At 60.4% G+C, this 16,564-nt stretch carries 15 protein-coding genes; 8 read left to right on the top strand and 7 right to left on the bottom strand.

Annotated features, from left to right (window positions below; translation table 11 throughout):
- Positions 1-163 precede the first annotated feature (163 nt).
- Positions 164-493 carry a thioredoxin TrxA gene (gene trxA, locus ACIOWA_RS20445; protein ID WP_003206727.1) on the bottom strand — a complete coding sequence of 110 codons (330 nt, stop codon included), beginning with the start codon at positions 491-493 and terminating at the stop codon, positions 164-166.
- 120 nt (positions 494-613) lie between these two features.
- On the bottom strand, positions 614-1,321 hold the full coding sequence (locus tag ACIOWA_RS20440) for a FadR/GntR family transcriptional regulator (protein ID WP_339430447.1): 708 nt from the start codon (positions 1,319-1,321) through the stop codon (positions 614-616).
- A gap of 256 nt (positions 1,322-1,577) precedes the next feature.
- Between ACIOWA_RS20440 and ACIOWA_RS20435 the strand changes: the two genes are divergently transcribed.
- From ACIOWA_RS20435 to ppx, 5 genes are all read left to right on the top strand, one after another.
- Positions 1,578-2,363, top strand: coding sequence for a transporter substrate-binding domain-containing protein (locus ACIOWA_RS20435; protein ID WP_339464653.1), 786 nt, complete (start codon positions 1,578-1,580; stop codon positions 2,361-2,363).
- Positions 2,364-2,384: 21 nt separating this feature from the next.
- Entirely contained in the window at positions 2,385-3,053 is a 669-nt protein-coding gene (locus ACIOWA_RS20430) for an amino acid ABC transporter permease (protein WP_221730805.1), read from the top strand.
- Positions 3,050-3,700 (top strand): amino acid ABC transporter permease, encoded by a 651-nt coding sequence (locus tag ACIOWA_RS20425; RefSeq protein ID WP_221730806.1) that lies wholly within the window; start codon positions 3,050-3,052, stop codon positions 3,698-3,700. The genes ACIOWA_RS20430 and ACIOWA_RS20425 overlap by 4 nt, the downstream gene beginning before the upstream one ends.
- Complete coding sequence (locus tag ACIOWA_RS20420; protein WP_095186877.1) at positions 3,687-4,424, top strand: amino acid ABC transporter ATP-binding protein; 738 nt, start codon at positions 3,687-3,689, stop codon at positions 4,422-4,424. Before ACIOWA_RS20425 ends, ACIOWA_RS20420 begins: the two co-directional genes overlap by 14 nt.
- Positions 4,425-4,632: 208 nt before the next feature.
- Entirely contained in the window at positions 4,633-6,135 is a 1,503-nt protein-coding gene (ppx, locus tag ACIOWA_RS20415) for an exopolyphosphatase (RefSeq protein ID WP_339430450.1), read from the top strand.
- Positions 6,136-6,202: 67 nt separating this feature from the next.
- Here ppx and ppk1 read toward each other — a convergent pair whose 3' ends face one another.
- Both ppk1 and hemB read right to left on the bottom strand, forming a co-directional pair.
- Positions 6,203-8,428, bottom strand: a complete 2,226-nt coding sequence (gene ppk1 / locus ACIOWA_RS20410) for a polyphosphate kinase 1 (RefSeq protein ID WP_339430451.1) — start codon at positions 8,426-8,428, stop codon at positions 6,203-6,205.
- Between the two features lie 18 nt (positions 8,429-8,446).
- Positions 8,447-9,460 (bottom strand): porphobilinogen synthase, encoded by a 1,014-nt coding sequence (gene hemB / locus ACIOWA_RS20405; RefSeq protein WP_339430452.1) that lies wholly within the window; start codon positions 9,458-9,460, stop codon positions 8,447-8,449.
- Between the two features lie 207 nt (positions 9,461-9,667).
- Here hemB and ACIOWA_RS20400 point away from each other — a divergent pair, with 207 nt between their 5' ends.
- A complete protein-coding gene (locus ACIOWA_RS20400; RefSeq protein ID WP_339430453.1) occupies positions 9,668-10,300 on the top strand; it encodes a DedA family protein in 633 nt (210 codons plus the stop codon).
- Here the strand turns inward: ACIOWA_RS20400 and ACIOWA_RS20395 are convergent.
- Positions 10,281-11,516, bottom strand: coding sequence for a sterol desaturase family protein (locus ACIOWA_RS20395; RefSeq protein WP_401161603.1), 1,236 nt, complete (start codon positions 11,514-11,516; stop codon positions 10,281-10,283). The genes ACIOWA_RS20400 and ACIOWA_RS20395 overlap by 20 nt on opposite strands.
- Positions 11,517-11,631: 115 nt before the next feature.
- Between ACIOWA_RS20395 and elbB the strand changes: the two genes are divergently transcribed.
- Positions 11,632-12,300 (top strand): isoprenoid biosynthesis glyoxalase ElbB, encoded by a 669-nt coding sequence (gene elbB, locus ACIOWA_RS20390; protein ID WP_339430455.1) that lies wholly within the window; start codon positions 11,632-11,634, stop codon positions 12,298-12,300.
- A gap of 126 nt (positions 12,301-12,426) precedes the next feature.
- Here elbB and ACIOWA_RS20385 read toward each other — a convergent pair whose 3' ends face one another.
- Both ACIOWA_RS20385 and ACIOWA_RS20380 read right to left on the bottom strand, forming a co-directional pair.
- Positions 12,427-12,882, bottom strand: coding sequence for a YaiI/YqxD family protein (locus tag ACIOWA_RS20385; RefSeq protein ID WP_221730814.1), 456 nt, complete (start codon positions 12,880-12,882; stop codon positions 12,427-12,429).
- Positions 12,883-12,924: 42 nt separating this feature from the next.
- Positions 12,925-14,820 (bottom strand): cytochrome c/FTR1 family iron permease, encoded by a 1,896-nt coding sequence (locus tag ACIOWA_RS20380; protein ID WP_339430457.1) that lies wholly within the window; start codon positions 14,818-14,820, stop codon positions 12,925-12,927.
- Between the two features lie 237 nt (positions 14,821-15,057).
- Between ACIOWA_RS20380 and ACIOWA_RS20375 the strand changes: the two genes are divergently transcribed.
- A complete protein-coding gene (locus tag ACIOWA_RS20375) occupies positions 15,058-16,467 on the top strand; it encodes a hypothetical protein (protein ID WP_339430503.1) in 1,410 nt (469 codons plus the stop codon).
- Positions 16,468-16,564 lie beyond the last annotated feature (97 nt).

Here is a 16,564-nt window from a genome sequence, read left to right as displayed (position 1 = left end):
CGCGTACTTATTCGAAAAGGAGTGCGTCGGCGACGGCTAGCAGGGGGCAGTGGAGAAACCATTGCGGGGCCGAATGTACCACCTGAGTTTCGGAGCGTCTAGCCCTGAATACGCAAAAAGCCCCGCAAAATGCGAGGCTTTTTTTGGCCTTTTACGGCGACGCTTAAATGTTGGCGTCGAGGAAAGCAGCCAGTTGCGACTTCGACAGGGCGCCGACTTTGGTCGCTTCAACGTTGCCGTTCTTGAACAGCATCAGCGTCGGGATACCACGCACGCCGTGCTTGGCCGGGGTTTCCTGGTTTTCGTCGATGTTCAGTTTGGCAACGGTCAGCTTGCCTTTGTAAGTCTCGGCAATCTCGTCCAGAACCGGAGCGATCATTTTGCATGGGCCGCACCATTCAGCCCAGTAGTCGACCAATACAGCGCCTTCGGCCTTGAGTACGTCGGCTTCGAAGCTAGCGTCGCTAACGTGTTTGATAAGATCGCTGCTCATGGAATTCTCCAGGTTGTAAGCAAAAAAACGTGGCCCATCATATCCGCCCTTCCTCCGTTCAGGAAGCCGCAGATGATTGAGTCTTGCTATGGTGCCCCATGAGTTTGGGTATAGCTCAAGTCACGCCGTGGCGGGGGCGATGAAGGCGATTCCAGTACGCAGCGCGGCATTGCGCACATGTTCCTGCATGGCTTTTTGCGCCGCACCAGAAGCCCGACGGGCAAGCGCACGAAGGATCTTGCGGTGTTCCTGCCAGGTTTCCATGGCACGTTCTGCGCGGATGAACGGTAGCTTCTGGCTTTCCAGAAAGATCTCCGCACTGGCCGTGAGAATACTCAGCATCGCCTGATTACCGCTGGCCAGCAGGATCCGCCGGTGAAATTCGAAATCCAGCTTCGCCGCCGCTTCAAAGTCGCCGGCACGCAGTTGTTCACGCATCGCCGCGACATTGTCCTCCAGCGCATCCAGATCGAACGTGCTCAACGTCACCGCCGCCAGCCCTGCCGCAAATCCCTCCAGCGCGTAGCGCAACTGGAAGATATCCAGTGGCGAAGCCTGCGCGGCGAACGACCAGCCCGGTGCATGCTCACCACGCGACAGCTCTACCGGCGACTGCACGAAGACGCCCTTGCCCGGCTGAATAGTGACCACGCCCAGCGCGCTCAGTGACGACAGCGCTTCACGCAACGACGCCCGACTGACGCCCAGTTGCAATGCCAGATCCCGTTGCGACGGCAGGGCATCGCCCGGGCCGAAGCCCTGCTCGGTGATCAGTTTGCGAATCGCTTGAAGCGCCACTTCAGGTACGGCGCGAGAGATCGAGTTCATGGTTTTTCAGACGAGCCAGGCCAATGTGCGGCTAGTTGTAAAGCTATTCACCGAGTCCGGCAAGTCGTGCCCCAGCAGGGTTCGGTGCTGAGCGTCGATGCGCCATCGGAGTGCGAAAAACATCCTGACTGTTCAGACCAGTAAGACCGAGCAAACCCACTGAAAATGCGGTCTTGCGGGACGAAACCTGCGTATTGGCATGGCCCGTGCTGTGGCAGATCGCAGAAATCACTTCCCGCCGATCCGGAGATTGTCCATGACCAAGCGTTACAGCGCCCTCCTCGCCGCCTTGTTTTCCAGCCTGTTGCTCAGCCAGGTCCCCGCCCACGCCGACGGTCTGGACGACGTAATCAAACGCGGCACACTGAAAGTCGCGGTGCCCCAGGACTTCCCGCCGTTCGGCTCGGTCGGTCCCGACATGAAGCCCCGCGGACTGGACATCGACACGGCAAAACTGCTGGCCGATCAGTTGAAGGTCAAACTTGAACTGACGCCGGTCAACAGCACCAACCGCATCCCGTTCCTGACCACCGGCAAGGTCGATCTGGTGATTTCCAGCCTGGGCAAGAACCCCGAGCGCGAAAAAGTCATCGACTTCTCCCGCGCCTACGCGCCGTTCTACCTCGCCGTGTTCGGCCCACCGGACGCGGCGATCACCAACCTCGATGACCTCAAGGGCAAAACCATCAGCGTGACCCGTGGCTCCATCGAAGACATCGAGCTGACCAAGGTTGCCCCGGCAGGCGTGACCATCAAGCGCTTTGAAGACAACAACTCGACCATCGCCGCCTACCTGGCCGGGCAAGTTGACCTGATCGCCAGCGGCAACGTGGTGATGGTCGCCATCAGCGAGAAGAACCCGAAACGCGTTCCGGCCCTGAAAGTGAAGCTCAAGGATTCGCCGGTCTACGTCGGCGTAAACAAGAACGAAGCGGCGCTGCTGACCAAGGTCAACGACATCCTGACCACCGCCAAGGCTGACGGCGCGCTGGAAAAGAACTCAAAAACCTGGCTGAAAGAGCCGCTGCCGGCCGATCTCTGATCGACTGCGCGGGAGACCTTCATGGCTTATCAGTTCGATTTCATGCCGGTGGTGCAGAACACCGACCTGCTGTTGCGCGGGGCGCTGTTTACCCTTGAGCTGACAGCCATCGGCGCGGTACTCGGGGTGGGCGTGGGCATCGTAGGGGCGCTGGTGCGGGCGTGGAACATCCGCCCGTTCTCGGCGATCTTCGGCGTCTACGTCGAGTTGATCCGCAACACGCCCTTTCTGGTGCAACTGTTCTTCATCTTCTTCGGCCTGCCGTCGCTGGGCGTGCAGATTTCCGAGTGGCAAGCGGCGGTGCTGGCGATGGTGATCAATCTCGGGGCCTATTCGACCGAGATTATCCGCGCCGGCATCCAGGCAATCCCTCGCGGGCAACTGGAAGCGGCGGCGGCGCTGGCGATGAGTCGCTTCGAGGCGTTTCGTCATGTGGTGCTGCTGCCGGCGCTGGGCAAGGTCTGGCCGGCGCTGAGCAGCCAGATCATCATCGTCATGCTCGGCTCGGCCGTGTGCTCGCAGATCGCCACCGAAGAGCTGAGCTTTGCTGCCAACTTCATTCAGTCGCGCAACTTTCGCGCCTTTGAAACCTACGCGCTGACCACGCTGATCTACCTGTGCATGGCGCTGCTGATCCGCCAACTGCTGAACTGGATCGGTCGGCGCTACATTTCGAGGAGCAGCCAATGAGCGATTTCACGTTCTGGGACATCCTGCGCAACCTGCTCATCGGCCTGCAATGGACGCTGGCGCTTTCGCTGGTGGCATTTATTGGTGGCGGCATTGTCGGGCTGCTGATCCTGATCATGCGCATCTCGAAAAACACCTTGCCGAGCAGCATCGCCCGCACCTGGATCGAGTTGTTCCAGGGCACGCCGCTGCTGATGCAGCTATTTCTGGTGTTTTTCGGCGTGGCGCTGGCCGGGATTGAAATCTCGCCGTGGATGGCCGCCGCGATTGCCCTGACGCTGTTCACCAGCGCCTATCTGGCAGAGATCTGGCGCGGTTGTGTCGAGGCGATTCCCAGCGGTCAGTGGGAAGCTTCGTCGAGTCTGGCGCTCAATCCTCTGGAGCAACTGCGCTATGTGATCCTGCCGCAAGCGCTGCGCATCGCCGTGGCGCCGACCGTGGGTTTCTCGGTGCAAGTGGTCAAAGGCACCGCTGTAACCTCGATCATCGGTTTTACCGAGCTGACCAAAACCGGCGGCATGCTAGCCAATGCCACGTTCGAACCGTTCATGGTCTACGGCCTCGTCGCCCTCGGCTACTTCCTGCTTTGTTACCCCCTGTCCCTCAGTGCGCGCTACCTGGAAAGGAGACTGCATGCCTCTGCTTAGAATTTCCGCCCTGCATAAATACTACGGCGATCACCACGTCCTCAAAGGCATCGACCTCAGCGTCGAGGAAGGCCAGGTGGTGGCGATCATCGGTCGCAGCGGCTCGGGCAAATCCACTTTGCTGCGCACCCTCAATGGCCTGGAGTCGATCAACGACGGCGTGATCGAAGTCGACGGCGAATACCTCGACGCCGCCCGCGCCGACCTGCGCAGCTTGCGACAGAAAGTCGGCATGGTGTTTCAGCAATTCAACCTGTTCCCACACCTGACCGTCGGTGAGAACGTGATGCTTGCGCCACAAGTGGTGCAAAAAGTGCCGAAGGCCAAAGCAGCGGAACTGGCGCGCAAGATGCTCGAGCGCGTGGGTCTGGGCGAGAAGTTCGATGCATTCCCCGATCGGCTGTCCGGCGGGCAACAGCAACGGGTGGCGATTGCCCGTGCTTTGGCGATGTCGCCGAAGGTGCTGCTGTGCGACGAAATCACCTCGGCGCTGGACCCGGAACTGGTCAACGAAGTGCTCAGCGTGGTGCGGCAACTGGCGAAAGAAGGCATGACGCTGATCATGGTCACCCACGAAATGCGCTTTGCCCGCGAGGTCGGCGACAAACTGGTGTTCATGCACCACGGCAAGGTGCATGAGGTGGGGGATCCGAAGGTGTTGTTTGCCAATCCGCAGACGGCGGAACTGGCGAATTTCATTGGTACCGTCGAAGCGACTGCCTGATGGATCCTCATTGCCTTTGATGCCCTGTTCGCGAGCAAGCCCGCTCCCACATTGGAACGCGGTCACCTGTGGGAACGGGCTTGCTCGCGAATGGCCACGCCGCGGTCTCAAGCTTTTATGCGCTGAATCAACGGTTTGTACCTTGCGCGTTGGCGTCAGCGTTTGATCGTGGCACGATGTCGGGGTTATCGACCGAGACCCCCTGACCATGCCGCAATCCCAAGCCAAGAATCTGTCCCTGATCGCCGCTATCGACCTGGGCTCCAACAGCTTTCACATGGTCGTGGCCAAGGCCCAGAACGGCGAGATCCGCATTCTCGAACGCCTCGGGGAGAAGGTACAGTTGGCCGCTGGCATCAACGATGAACGCCAACTCAACGAAGAATCGATGCAGCGTGGCCTCGATTGCCTCAAGCGCTTTGCCCAACTGATCAACGGCATGCCACTGGGCGCCGTGCGCATCGTCGGCACCAACGCCCTGCGCGAAGCGCGCAATCGCCTGGAATTCATTCATCGCGCCGAAGAAATCCTCGGCCATCCGGTGGAAGTCATCTCCGGCCGTGAAGAAGCGCGCCTGATCTATCTGGGTGTGTCGCACACCCTCGCCGACACCCCGGGCAAGCGTCTGGTCGCCGACATCGGCGGCGGCAGCACCGAATTCATCATCGGGCAGCGCTTCGAACCGCTGCTGCGTGAAAGCCTGCAAATGGGCTGCGTCAGCTTCACCCAGCGCTATTTCAAGGACGGCAAGATCACCCCGGCCCGTTACGCTCAGGCGTACACGGCGGCGCGGCTGGAGATCATGAGCATCGAACACGCCCTGCATCGCCTGACCTGGGATGAAGCCATCGGCTCCTCGGGCACCATCCGCGCCATCGGCCTGGCGCTAAAGGCCGGCGGGCATGGTACTGGCGAGGTGAATGCCGAAGGCCTGGCCTGGCTCAAACGCCGACTGTTCAAGCTCGGCGATGTCGACAAGATCGATTTCGACGGCATCAAACCTGACCGTCGGGCGATTTTCCCGGCAGGTCTGGCGATTCTCGAGGCGATCTTCGACGCCCTCGAACTGCAACGCATGGATCATTGCGACGGCGCGCTGCGTGAAGGCGTGCTCTACGACCTGCTTGGCCGTCATCATCACGAAGACGTGCGCGAACGCACCCTGACCTCGTTGATGGAGCGCTATCACGTCGACCTGGAGCAAGCGGCACGGGTCGAACGCAAAGCCCTGCACGCCTTCGATCAGGTCGCTGTGGATTGGGAACTGGATGACGGTATCTGGCGCGAACTGCTCGGTTGGGCGGCGAAAGTGCACGAAGTCGGCCTGGACATCGCCCACTATCACTACCACAAGCACGGCGCCTACCTGATCGAGCACTCGGATCTGGCCGGGTTCTCCCGTGAAGACCAGCAAATGCTCGCACTGCTGGTTCGCGGCCACCGCCGCAACATTCCCAAGGACAAATTCGCCGAGTTCGGCGATGACGGTATCAAGCTGATCCGCCTGTGCGTGCTGCTGCGCTTTGCGATTCTGTTCCACCACATTCGTGGCACTCAGGCGATGCCGCAGGTGGTGCTGCATGCCAATGGCGACAGTCTGGAAGTGGAGTTCCCGGAACACTGGCTGGACGAGAACCAACTGACACAGGCGGATTTCGGGCTTGAGGCGGATTGGCTGGCCCGGGTCGGGATTGTCCTCACCGTGCACTGACACATTGAGCAGATACAAAAAAGGCGATCCCGAGGGATCGCCTTTTTTATTGCGCTTGAGCCGAAGCTTAGCTGCTCACCGGCAAAATCGGGCTGCCCAACCGATCCAGCAACGTCGCCTGCGCACTGCGCGGGTTCTGGTTGCCGGTTGGCGTGTTGCGGATGTAGCGGCCATCCGACTGCAGGCTCCAGCTATGGGTGTTGTCGGTCAGGTACAGCTCCAGCTCTTTCTTCACGCGAGTCAGCAGCTTCTTGCCTTCCACCGGGAAGCAAGTCTCGACACGCTTGTCGAGGTTGCGCTCCATCCAGTCGGCGCTGGAAAGGTACATCTGCTCCTCGCCACCGTTGAGGAAGTAGAACACGCGGGTGTGCTCAAGGAAGCGACCAATGATCGAGCGCACATGAATGTTGTGCGAAACCCCGGCGATGCCCGGACGCAGGCAGCACATGCCGCGCACCACCAGGTCGATGCGCACGCCTGACTGGCTGGCCTTGTACAGCGCGCGGATGATCTTCGGATCGGTCAGCGAGTTGAACTTGGCGATGATGTGCGCCGGTTTGCCATCGAGCGCAAACTGCGTCTCGCGGGCGATCATGTCGAGCATGCCCTTCTTGAGGGTGAACGGCGCGTGCAGCAGTTTTTTCATGCGCAGCGTTTTACCCATGCCGATCAACTGGCTGAACAGTTTGCCAACGTCTTCGCACAAGGCGTCATCGGAAGTCAGCAGGCTGTAGTCGGTGTACAGGCGGGCGTTACCGGCATGGTAGTTACCGGTGCCGAGGTGCGCGTAACGCACGATCTCGCCGGCCTCGCGCCGCAGAATGAGCATCATCTTGGCGTGGGTCTTGAAGCCGACCACGCCGTAGATCACCACCGCACCGGCCGCTTGCAGACGACTGGCCAGTTGCAGGTTGGACTCTTCGTCAAAGCGCGCTCGCAACTCGATGACCGCCGTCACTTCCTTGCCGTTACGCGCGGCATCCACCAGCGCATCAACAATCTCGGAGTTGGCGCCGGAGCGGTACAACGTTTGGCGCACGGCCAGAACGTGCGGGTCTTTCGCCGCTTGGCGCAGCAGGTCGACCACCGGGGTGAACGACTCGAACGGGTGCAGCAGCAAAATATCCTGCTTGCTGACCACGCTGAAAATGTTCTCGCTGTTTTGCAGCAGTTTCGGGATCTGCGGCGTAAACGGCGTGTATTGCAGCTCCGGATGGCTGTCCAGACCGGTGATGCTGAACAGACGCGTCAGGTTGACCGGGCCGTTGACCTGGTACAGCTCGGTCTCGCTCAGGTTGAATTGCTTGAGCAGGTAGTCCGACAGGTGTTTCGGGCAAGTATCGGCAACTTCCAGACGCACCGCATCGCCGTAACGCCGCGAGAACAGCTCGCCACGCAGGGCGCGGGCAAGGTCTTCGACGTCTTCGGAATCGAGCGCCAGGTCGGCGTTCCGGGTCAGGCGGAACTGGTAGCAGCCCTTGACCTTCATGCCCTGGAACAGGTCATCGGCGTGAGCATGGATCATCGACGACAGGAACACATAGTTGTCGCCCGCGCCGCCGACTTCTTCCGGCACCTTGATGATTCGCGGCAGCAAACGCGGCGCCGGGATAATCGCCAGACCGGAGTCACGACCGAAGGCGTCAATGCCTTCGAGCTCGACGATGAAGTTCAGGCTCTTGTTCACCAGCAACGGAAACGGGTGCGTCGGGTCGAGGCCGATCGGGGTGATGATCGGCGCGATCTCGTCGCGGAAATAACGGCGCACCCAGGTTTTGATCTTGGTCGTCCAGTGGCGGCGACGGATGAAGCGCACCTGGTGCTTTTCCAGCTCAGGCAACAGGATGTCATTGAGGATCGCGTACTGACGGTCAACGTGACCGTGTACCAGCTCACTGATCCGCGCCAGCGCCTGATGCGGTTGCAGACCATCGGCGCCGGCCTGTTCACGGGCGAAGGTGATTTGCTTCTTGAGACCAGCGACGCGAATTTCGAAGAATTCGTCGAGGTTGCTGGAGAAGATCAGCAGGAACTTCAATCGCTCCAGCAACGGGTAGGACTCGTCCAGCGCCTGCTCCAGCACGCGGATGTTGAACTGCAATTGCGAGAGCTCGCGGTGGATGTACAGGCTGCTGTCATCCAGGCCCGGAATAGCGATCACCGGCGCTGCCGCAGCGGGTTCGGCGACCGGCGCGGGCGGCGCAGGCTCGAGTTCCGGTGGGGTTTCGGTGATCTGCTCCACCACCGGCTGAGCTTCTTTTACTGCAACTTCAGTGAGTCCTTCGGTATTCATTGAATGTTCCTGGGAGGGCTATTTCTGCTCTCGTAACAATTGAGCGGCGCGGACAGCAAAGTAAGTCAGGATGCCATCAGCGCCGGCACGTTTAAAGGCGGTCAGTGATTCAAGAATCACCGCCTCGCTCAACCAGCCATTCTGGATCGCCGCCATGTGCATGGCGTATTCGCCGCTAACCTGATAGACGAAGGTCGGCACTTTGAAGGCATCTTTTACCCGCAAAAGAATGTCCAGGTACGGCATGCCGGGTTTGACCATGACCATGTCCGCGCCTTCAGACAAGTCCGCACCGACTTCGTGCAGCGCTTCGTCGCTGTTGGCCGGGTCCATCTGATAAGAGGCTTTGTTCGCCTTGCCCAGGTTCGAGGCCGAACCCACGGCATCGCGGAACGGGCCGTAATAGGCGCTGGCGTACTTGGCCGAGTAGGCCATGATCCGCACGTTGACGTGGCCGGCGATTTCCAGCGCTTCGCGGATCGCCTGAATGCGCCCGTCCATCATGTCCGATGGCGCGACTACCTGAGCGCCGGCCTCGGCGTGCGACAAGGCCTGGCGCACCAGTGCGTCGACAGTGATGTCGTTCTGCACGTAGCCTTCTTCGTCGAGAATGCCGTCCTGACCGTGGGTGGTGAACGGATCGAGCGCCACGTCGGTGATCACGCCCAGTTCCGGGAAACGAGCACGCAGAGCGCGAGTGGCGCGCTGGGCGATACCTTCAGGGTTCCAGGCTTGGGCGGCGTCGAGGGATTTGAGTTCTGCGGGTGTAACCGGGAATAACGCCACTGCCGGAATGCCCAGCTCGACCCATTGGGCGGCTTCTTCAAGCAACAGGTCGATGGTCAAGCGCTCTACACCCGGCATCGAGGCCACTGCTTCGCGACGATTTTCACCGTCAAGCACAAAGACTGGCAGGATCAGATCATCGACCGTCAGCACATTTTCCCGCACCAGCCGACGCGAAAAATCATCGCGGCGATTGCGACGCAGGCGGGTGGCGGGGAACAAACGGTTGGCAGGGGTAAAGCTCACGGCAGACTCCTGAGCCCGCGCAAACGGGCGAGCGTGACAGTTATAGACGGCCATTATGACCAACAGATGACAGTTGTGTGAGACCTGTGACAGGTAGGCGTATTCCATTCTCAGTGTAGGAATTGTTCACGTCGAGACACATCTCGATACTTTCCTGAATGTGTCCGAAGGGGTAGGCTGCGCGTTCATTTCGCCAGCACCCAGACAATGCTCCAACAATTTCTGCATGACTTCGGCTACTTTGCCCTTTTTCTAGGCACGTTCTTCGAAGGCGAAACCATCCTGGTGCTCGCAGGCTTCCTCGCGTTCCGCGGTTACATGGACATCAACATCGTGGTGGTCGTGGCGTTCCTGGGCAGCTATGCCGGCGATCAGCTGTGGTACTTCCTCGGCCGCAAGCATGGGCGCAAATTACTGGCGCGCAAACCGCGCTGGCAACTGATGGGTGACCGCGCGCTGGAGCACATTCGCAAGCATCCTGATATCTGGGTCCTGAGCTTCCGCTTTGTTTACGGCTTGCGCACAGTGATGCCGGTGGCGATCGGCCTGTCGGGGTATCCGCCGGGCCGTTACTTGCTGCTCAACGGCATTGGCGCGGCGATCTGGGCCACTGCGCTGGCCGCGGCGGCTTACCACTTCGGAGCGGTACTGGAAGGCATGCTCGGCAGCATCAAGAAATACGAGCTGTGGGTACTGGGTGCATTGCTGATACTGGGCGTTGGCCTGTGGCTGCGTCGCCGCTTCAAGAATGCTCGTCTGGCGAAGAAGATCTACGAAGACGAGCAACTCCAGAAAGCTCAATTGGCCAAATCAGCGGAGCCTAAGACGCCAGCCGAGTAAGTCGCAGGCGACACACGTACAGCCCGATGCCACTGAGCAGGCTGTAACTGAGCACGCCAGCCCACGCCACCGGGCTGGCCGGCCAAAGCCCAACCAACGGCGCCAGCCACACCAACGCCAGGTTCGATGCCAGCCGCAGCAGCTCGACCTTCAGCGCCCACGGCCGATTCTCCAGGGCCACGCCCAACGCAAACACACCGAACGCCACAGCCCCCCAGCCGAGTATCAACGCGGCGACCGGCAAGCTGCGTTCCAGATTCATCAAATAACTGCCCAGCGCGATATAGACGCCAAACTGCGCCACCACATACCACTGCTGGCGGCTGTCGATCGACACTTCAAACTTGCGGAACTGGCTCAAGTCCGGCTTGTTCATCGGGTACCTGGCCGCGACATCCGCTGGCCGCCACCCGGTGCGCATGAACCAGATCCGCAGCTTGTCCCATTTGCGCTCGGCCCGGCGCGCGTCGCTCCACAACTGCGCATAAAACTGCAGATTGGCCCACAGCGGGTTCCAGCTCGCCAACGGCGTGGTCACGCCAAAAATCACCGGTTCGTTGTCGTCTTCTTCCTGAAACGTACCGAACAACCGATCCCAAAGAATGAACACCCCACCGTAGTTGCGATCCATGTAGAGAGCATTCTGTGCATGGTGAGCCCGATGATTGGACGGCGTGACGAAGAACCACTCGAACCATCCGAGCTTGGGGATGTGCCGGGTGTGCACCCAGAATTGATAAAGCAGATTCAGCGCCGCAACGCTGACGAACACCAGCAGCGGCACGCCGAACACGGCCATCGGCAGGTAGAAGATCCAGCTCAGCAGAAAACCGGTGCTGGTCTGGCGCAACGCCGTCGAGAGGTTGTACTCCTCGCTCTGGTGATGCACCGAATGCGCGGCCCAGAGGATGTTTCGCTCATGGCCCATGCGGTGCAGCCAGTAATAGCAAAAGTCGTAAAGGACGAAGGCCAGCACCCAGACCCAAACGCTGTCCGCCGGCAGCCTGAGCAGCGCCAGATGTTCCAGGGCAAAGGCATAGGTCAACAGCCCCACGCCCTTGGTCAGCAGGCCGGTGGTGGTGGACAGCACGCCGGTGCTGATGCTGTTCACCGCATCGGCCAGGCGATAGTGGCTGACCCCACGCCAACGGTCAGCGATGAGTTCAACCACGATCAACACGAAGAAAAACGGCACCGCATAGAGAATGAAGTCCATGACGCGTCCTGACGGGAGACCTTAGGACAGATCCTAGGCTTGGCCGCCCATTAACCCTATGGCAACGCGCGACAAATTAGTGGACATTTAGCGCCATGAATCTGGAGAGAAACCCATGAGCAAAAAAGTTGCAGTGATCCTGTCCGGCAGCGGCGTGTACGACGGCGCCGAAATCCATGAAAGCGTCATCACCCTGCTGCGCCTCGATCAACGCGGCGCGCAGGTGCAGTGCTTCGCCCCCGACATTGCGCAATTGCATGTGATCAATCACCTGACCGGCGAAGAAATGCCCGAGTCGCGCAATGTGCTGGTCGAATCGGCGCGCATCGCCCGCGGCAACATCAAGGACATCCGCCAGGCCGACGTTGAAGACTTCGATGCCCTGATCGTGCCGGGTGGTTTTGGTGCGGCGAAAAACCTGTCTAACTTCGCCATCGAAGGCGCCGGCTGCACCGTGCAGCCCGACGTGCTGGCCTTGGCCGAGGCATTTGCCGAAGCGGGCAAACCGGTAGGGCTGATCTGCATCTCGCCGGCACTGGCCGCAAAAATCTATGGCCCTGGCGTGACCTGCACCATCGGCAACGATGCCGACACCGCCACGGCGATGAACAAGATGGGCGCCAGCCACGAAGAGTGCGCGGTGGGCGACATCATCGAAGACAAGGCGCGCAAACTGGTGACCACCCCGGCTTACATGCTGGCGCAGAACATCAGTGAAGCGGCGTCCGGGATCAACAAACTCGTTGACCGCGTACTTGAGTTGACCCACGAAAACGACGTCTGAGCCTGACTGCAAACAAAACCTGTGTGGGAGCGGGCTTGCTCGCGAAGGTGTCGTATCAGCCAACTTTGAGTTGAATGACTCAGCGCTTTCGCGAGCGAGCCCGCTCCCACCGGGTCAGTGCAGGACTCAGGTTTTGCGGGTGAGCCGGGTCAGAATCCGGTCCAATGCATTGGCAAACGCCTGCTTCTCGCGATCACCAAATGGCGCCGGACCGCCGCTCATCTGGCCCTGTTCACGCAGATCGGTGAACAGGTTGCGCACCGCCAACCGCTCGCCCATGTTCTGCGCATCAAACTCCTTGCCCCGCGGGTCCAGCGCCGCCACACCCTTTTTCACCAGCCGATCGGCCAGCGGAATGTCGCTGCAGATCACCAGCTCACCGGGCACGGCGTGCTCGACCAGATAATCGTCCGCCGCGTCCGGGCCGCTCGGCACCACGATCAATTTGACGATGGCCAACCCCGGTTTAATCTGCGGCTGCCCGGCCACCAGCACCACTTCGAACTGGCGCTTGAGCGCGAACTTCACCACCAGATCCTTCGCCGCCCGTGGACAGGCGTCGGCATCGATCCAAACACGCATCATCTATTCCTCATCCCGCGAGTGTGAGCGCAGCGAATGCTGTTAAGCGGCTACACGCTTGCTCTCAGCCCTGCGACTGCGGCTGTACAGCACAACAATCGCGACCATCGCCACCGCCTGCGCGGTCAGCGAATACGCATCGGCATGAATGCCCAGCCAGTCGAAATCAAAGAACGCCACCGGCCGCGTACCGAAGATCCCAGCCTCCTGCAACGCCTTGACGCCATGCCCGGCAAACACCACCGACAGCGCGCACAGCAGCGCAGCATTGATGCTGAAGAACAACGCCAACGGCAACTTCGCCGAACCACGCAGGATTACCCACGCCAGACCGACCAGCAGCACCAACGCTGTCGCGCCACCGGCCAGTACCGCGTTGTGTCCGGCCGGGCCGGCTTGCAGCCACAGGGTTTCGTAAAACAGGATCACTTCGAACAGCTCGCGATACACCGAGAAGAACGCCAGGATCGCAAAGCCGAAACGCCCGCCCCCACCGACCAGACTGCTCTTGATGTAATCCTGCCAGGCCGCTGCGTGGCGGCGATCGTGCATCCACACGCCGAGCCACAACACCATCACGCTGGCGAACAGCGCCGTAGCGCCCTCAAGCAATTCGCGTTGCGAGCCGCTGACATCAATCACATACGCCGCTAACGCCCAGGTACCGAGGCCGGCCAGCAATGCCAGGCCCCAACCGACATTGACGCTACGCACCGCCGATTGCTGGCCGGTATTGCGCAGGAACGCGAGAATCGCCGCCAGCACCAGAATCGCTTCCAGGCCTTCACGCAGCAGGATCAGCAGGCCGGAAATGAAACTCAGCGACCAGCTCAGGCCATCGTTACCCAACAGGCCGGCAGACTCCTTGAGCTTGGCCTTGGCCGCGTCGAGACGCTGTTCGGCCTGTGCCACCGGCAAACCGTCCTGCAACGACTGCCGATAAGCCATCAGGGATTTTTCAGTGTCCTTGCGCACGTTGGCATCGACGTTATCCAGCGAACTCTCGACCAGTTCGAAACCTTCCAGATACGCCGCCACCGACAGATCGTAGGCCTGATCGTGTTCGCCGGCGCGGTAGGCCGCGAGGCTCTTGTCCAGCGTCGCTGCGGTGTAGTCGAGCAACTGCGCCGGGCCACGCTTGACCTGCGGCGGCTGCGCACGCTGGGCGCGGAACGTCGCGGCGGCTTGCGGGCCTTCAGCGATCTGCACTTCGGCCGGAGTCTGGCGGGCCAGGTCGGCGATGTTATAGGTTTTCTCGGCTTTGGCGGCCGAGGCATCGGCGCTGAGCCCGGCGACATAGGTCGCCATGTCCCAACGCTGGCGGTCGTCCAATTGATCGGCAAAGGACGGCATGTCGGTGCCTTCGACGCCTTGACCGAGGGTGCTGTAGATCGCGTACAGACTCAGGTGGTCCAGACGTGCGGCATCGCGCAGGTTAGCCGGGGGCGGCACCAGACCAACACCGGCCGGACCATCGCCGGCACCGGTTTCACCGTGGCACACCGAGCAATGCTGGGCGAAGAGCGGTGCTGCACGCGCCGGATCGGGGGTGATGACCGGTGCCTGGCTGACTTCATAAGCCGCGGCCAGCTTCGCACCCAACTGCCGCGCCTGACGGGCAACGTCCGCGCCGTTCTGCCGTGCGGTGACGGCTGCACGCAAGGCAATCACGCCTTGTTCCAGTCCTGCCTTCTCCGGTTTGCCAGGCAACTCTGCGATCAGCCCCTGCAACACCTGAATGAATTCCAGCTGCTCGCGATACTCGGCGTCGTCGATGACCTTGCCCGCGTCCACCGTCGGCGGATAGTCGGCACTGATGTAATCGAGCATGTGCAGGGCTTGCGGCGCGCCTTCCACCGTATCGGCCAGCAGGTTGGAGCAACTCAGAGCGCACAACGGGAACAACAGCCAGGCCAGAAAACGGGACGGCGCAGTCATGAACGAATCTCAATTGGTAATACGAAGTAACACATTGTTCACTCCCAATGAGATTCACTCAAGCTTTGTCGGCGCTACGGTCGTTTTTTAACGTAACCACCTGCACTTTGAGCGCGACATGCCGGGCTTGAGGATACCGCGGGCAATAGTGTCGCTGGTCATATGCCCCGGCCTCTGCAAACCGCCACTATAATGCGTCACCTCGCCGCCCCGACGTTCAAGGAAGATGCTGTCTTGATGCGCCATTGCCTGCCGTTTTTTCTGTTGTTCAGCGCCATCGTGCACCTGAGCGGTTGCGCCGCTTACCGCGATTACGATTCGGAGATGCAGCAGACCATCGATGAGATGGCCAAGGGCGAACTCAACGAAGCGCTCTACCTGTTGGAGCTGCACAATCCCTGGGAAGACAAGGATCTGCTGTATTACCTGGAAAGAGGCGCCATTCTCAGCGCCGGCACGGCCTTGCCGCAAAGTCAGGAAGCCTGGCGCACGGCTGACCGGATGATTTTCCAGCGCGAAGAGGCCAACCCATCCGGCGCCATGAAGCTGCTGACCCGGTTCGGCAACGAAATGGGCACGATGCTGGTCAATGACAAGTTGCTGCGCTACGAAGGCTACGACTACGAAAAAGTCATGCTGACCACAGAGATGGCCCTCAACCAACTGGCGGAAAACGATTTCGACGGTGCGCGTGCCGACATCAAGAAAACCCACGAGCGCGAAACCCTGATTGCGCGTCAGCGGGAACGGCAATACGAAGAAGCTGAAGAGCAGGCCAAGAGCCAGGGAATCACGTTGCATTACAAGGATCTGCAAGGCTATCCGGTCGCCGTCCTCGACGCCCCGCAAGTGGTTGAACTGAAGAACGGCTACCAGAGTGCGTTCAGCCATTACCTGGCGGGTTTCACGTATGAAGCCTTGGGTGAACGCGGCCTCGCGGCACCCGGTTATCGGCAGGCTATCGAATTGCGTCCGGGTGTGCCGTTTCTCGAAAAAGCCTTGCGCAATCTGGACAAGCCCCCGCCGGCAGCAGATGAAAGCGAGGTTCTGGTCGTTGTCCAGGCCGGGTTTGCTCCGGCGCGCAGTTCGGTGCAAGTGCCGATCCCGGTGCGGTTGAACGAAAACCTGACGATTGTCGCGCCGATCTCGTTTCCGGTGATGCTGCCCGATACCATCACACCTCCTGTACCGAGCGTGCTCGTCGACGGACAACAATACCCGTTGACGATGATCAACAGCGTTACTGACATGGCCATGCGTACCTTGCGCGATGACATGCCGGCGATCATTTCTCGCGCCATGTTCCGCGCCAACATGGCCGCCATCAGCCAAGCTCAAGAGAACGAACGCAATCCGGCCAAGGCTTCGCTGGTAGTCACCGAGCATGATCCTTTCGAAGAGGCTGACACGCGGACCTGGCGCACACTGCCGGACAAAACCCTGGTCGCCCGGCTACGCCTGAAAAAAGGCCTGCATCGCGTTCGCTTTCCGTACTTCCGTGCAGAGGACGGGTTCACCGTGCGCGTCGATCAGCACCATCAAGTGCTCAATCTGCGGGTATTCATGGGCAAGAACTACTACGTGGGGTCTACGCTGGTGCTACCCGAAGCACCAGCACCTACGAACGTTGGCAGCGCCGGGCAGTAATGGCACCTAACTAACCAGTGAAATTAAAAAGCTATTACATAGCCAGCACCACACGCCTATAATGCCGCGCCCGCGCTATCGCGATGCGGCATTAAAG

It is taken from the genome of Pseudomonas sp. NPDC087614 (assembly GCF_044743485.1).
Taxonomy (GTDB): domain Bacteria; phylum Pseudomonadota; class Gammaproteobacteria; order Pseudomonadales; family Pseudomonadaceae; genus Aquipseudomonas; species Aquipseudomonas baetica_A.
The sequence above is the reverse complement of the archived record's forward strand: the minus strand, read 5'-3'. Positions and strand labels throughout refer to the sequence as shown.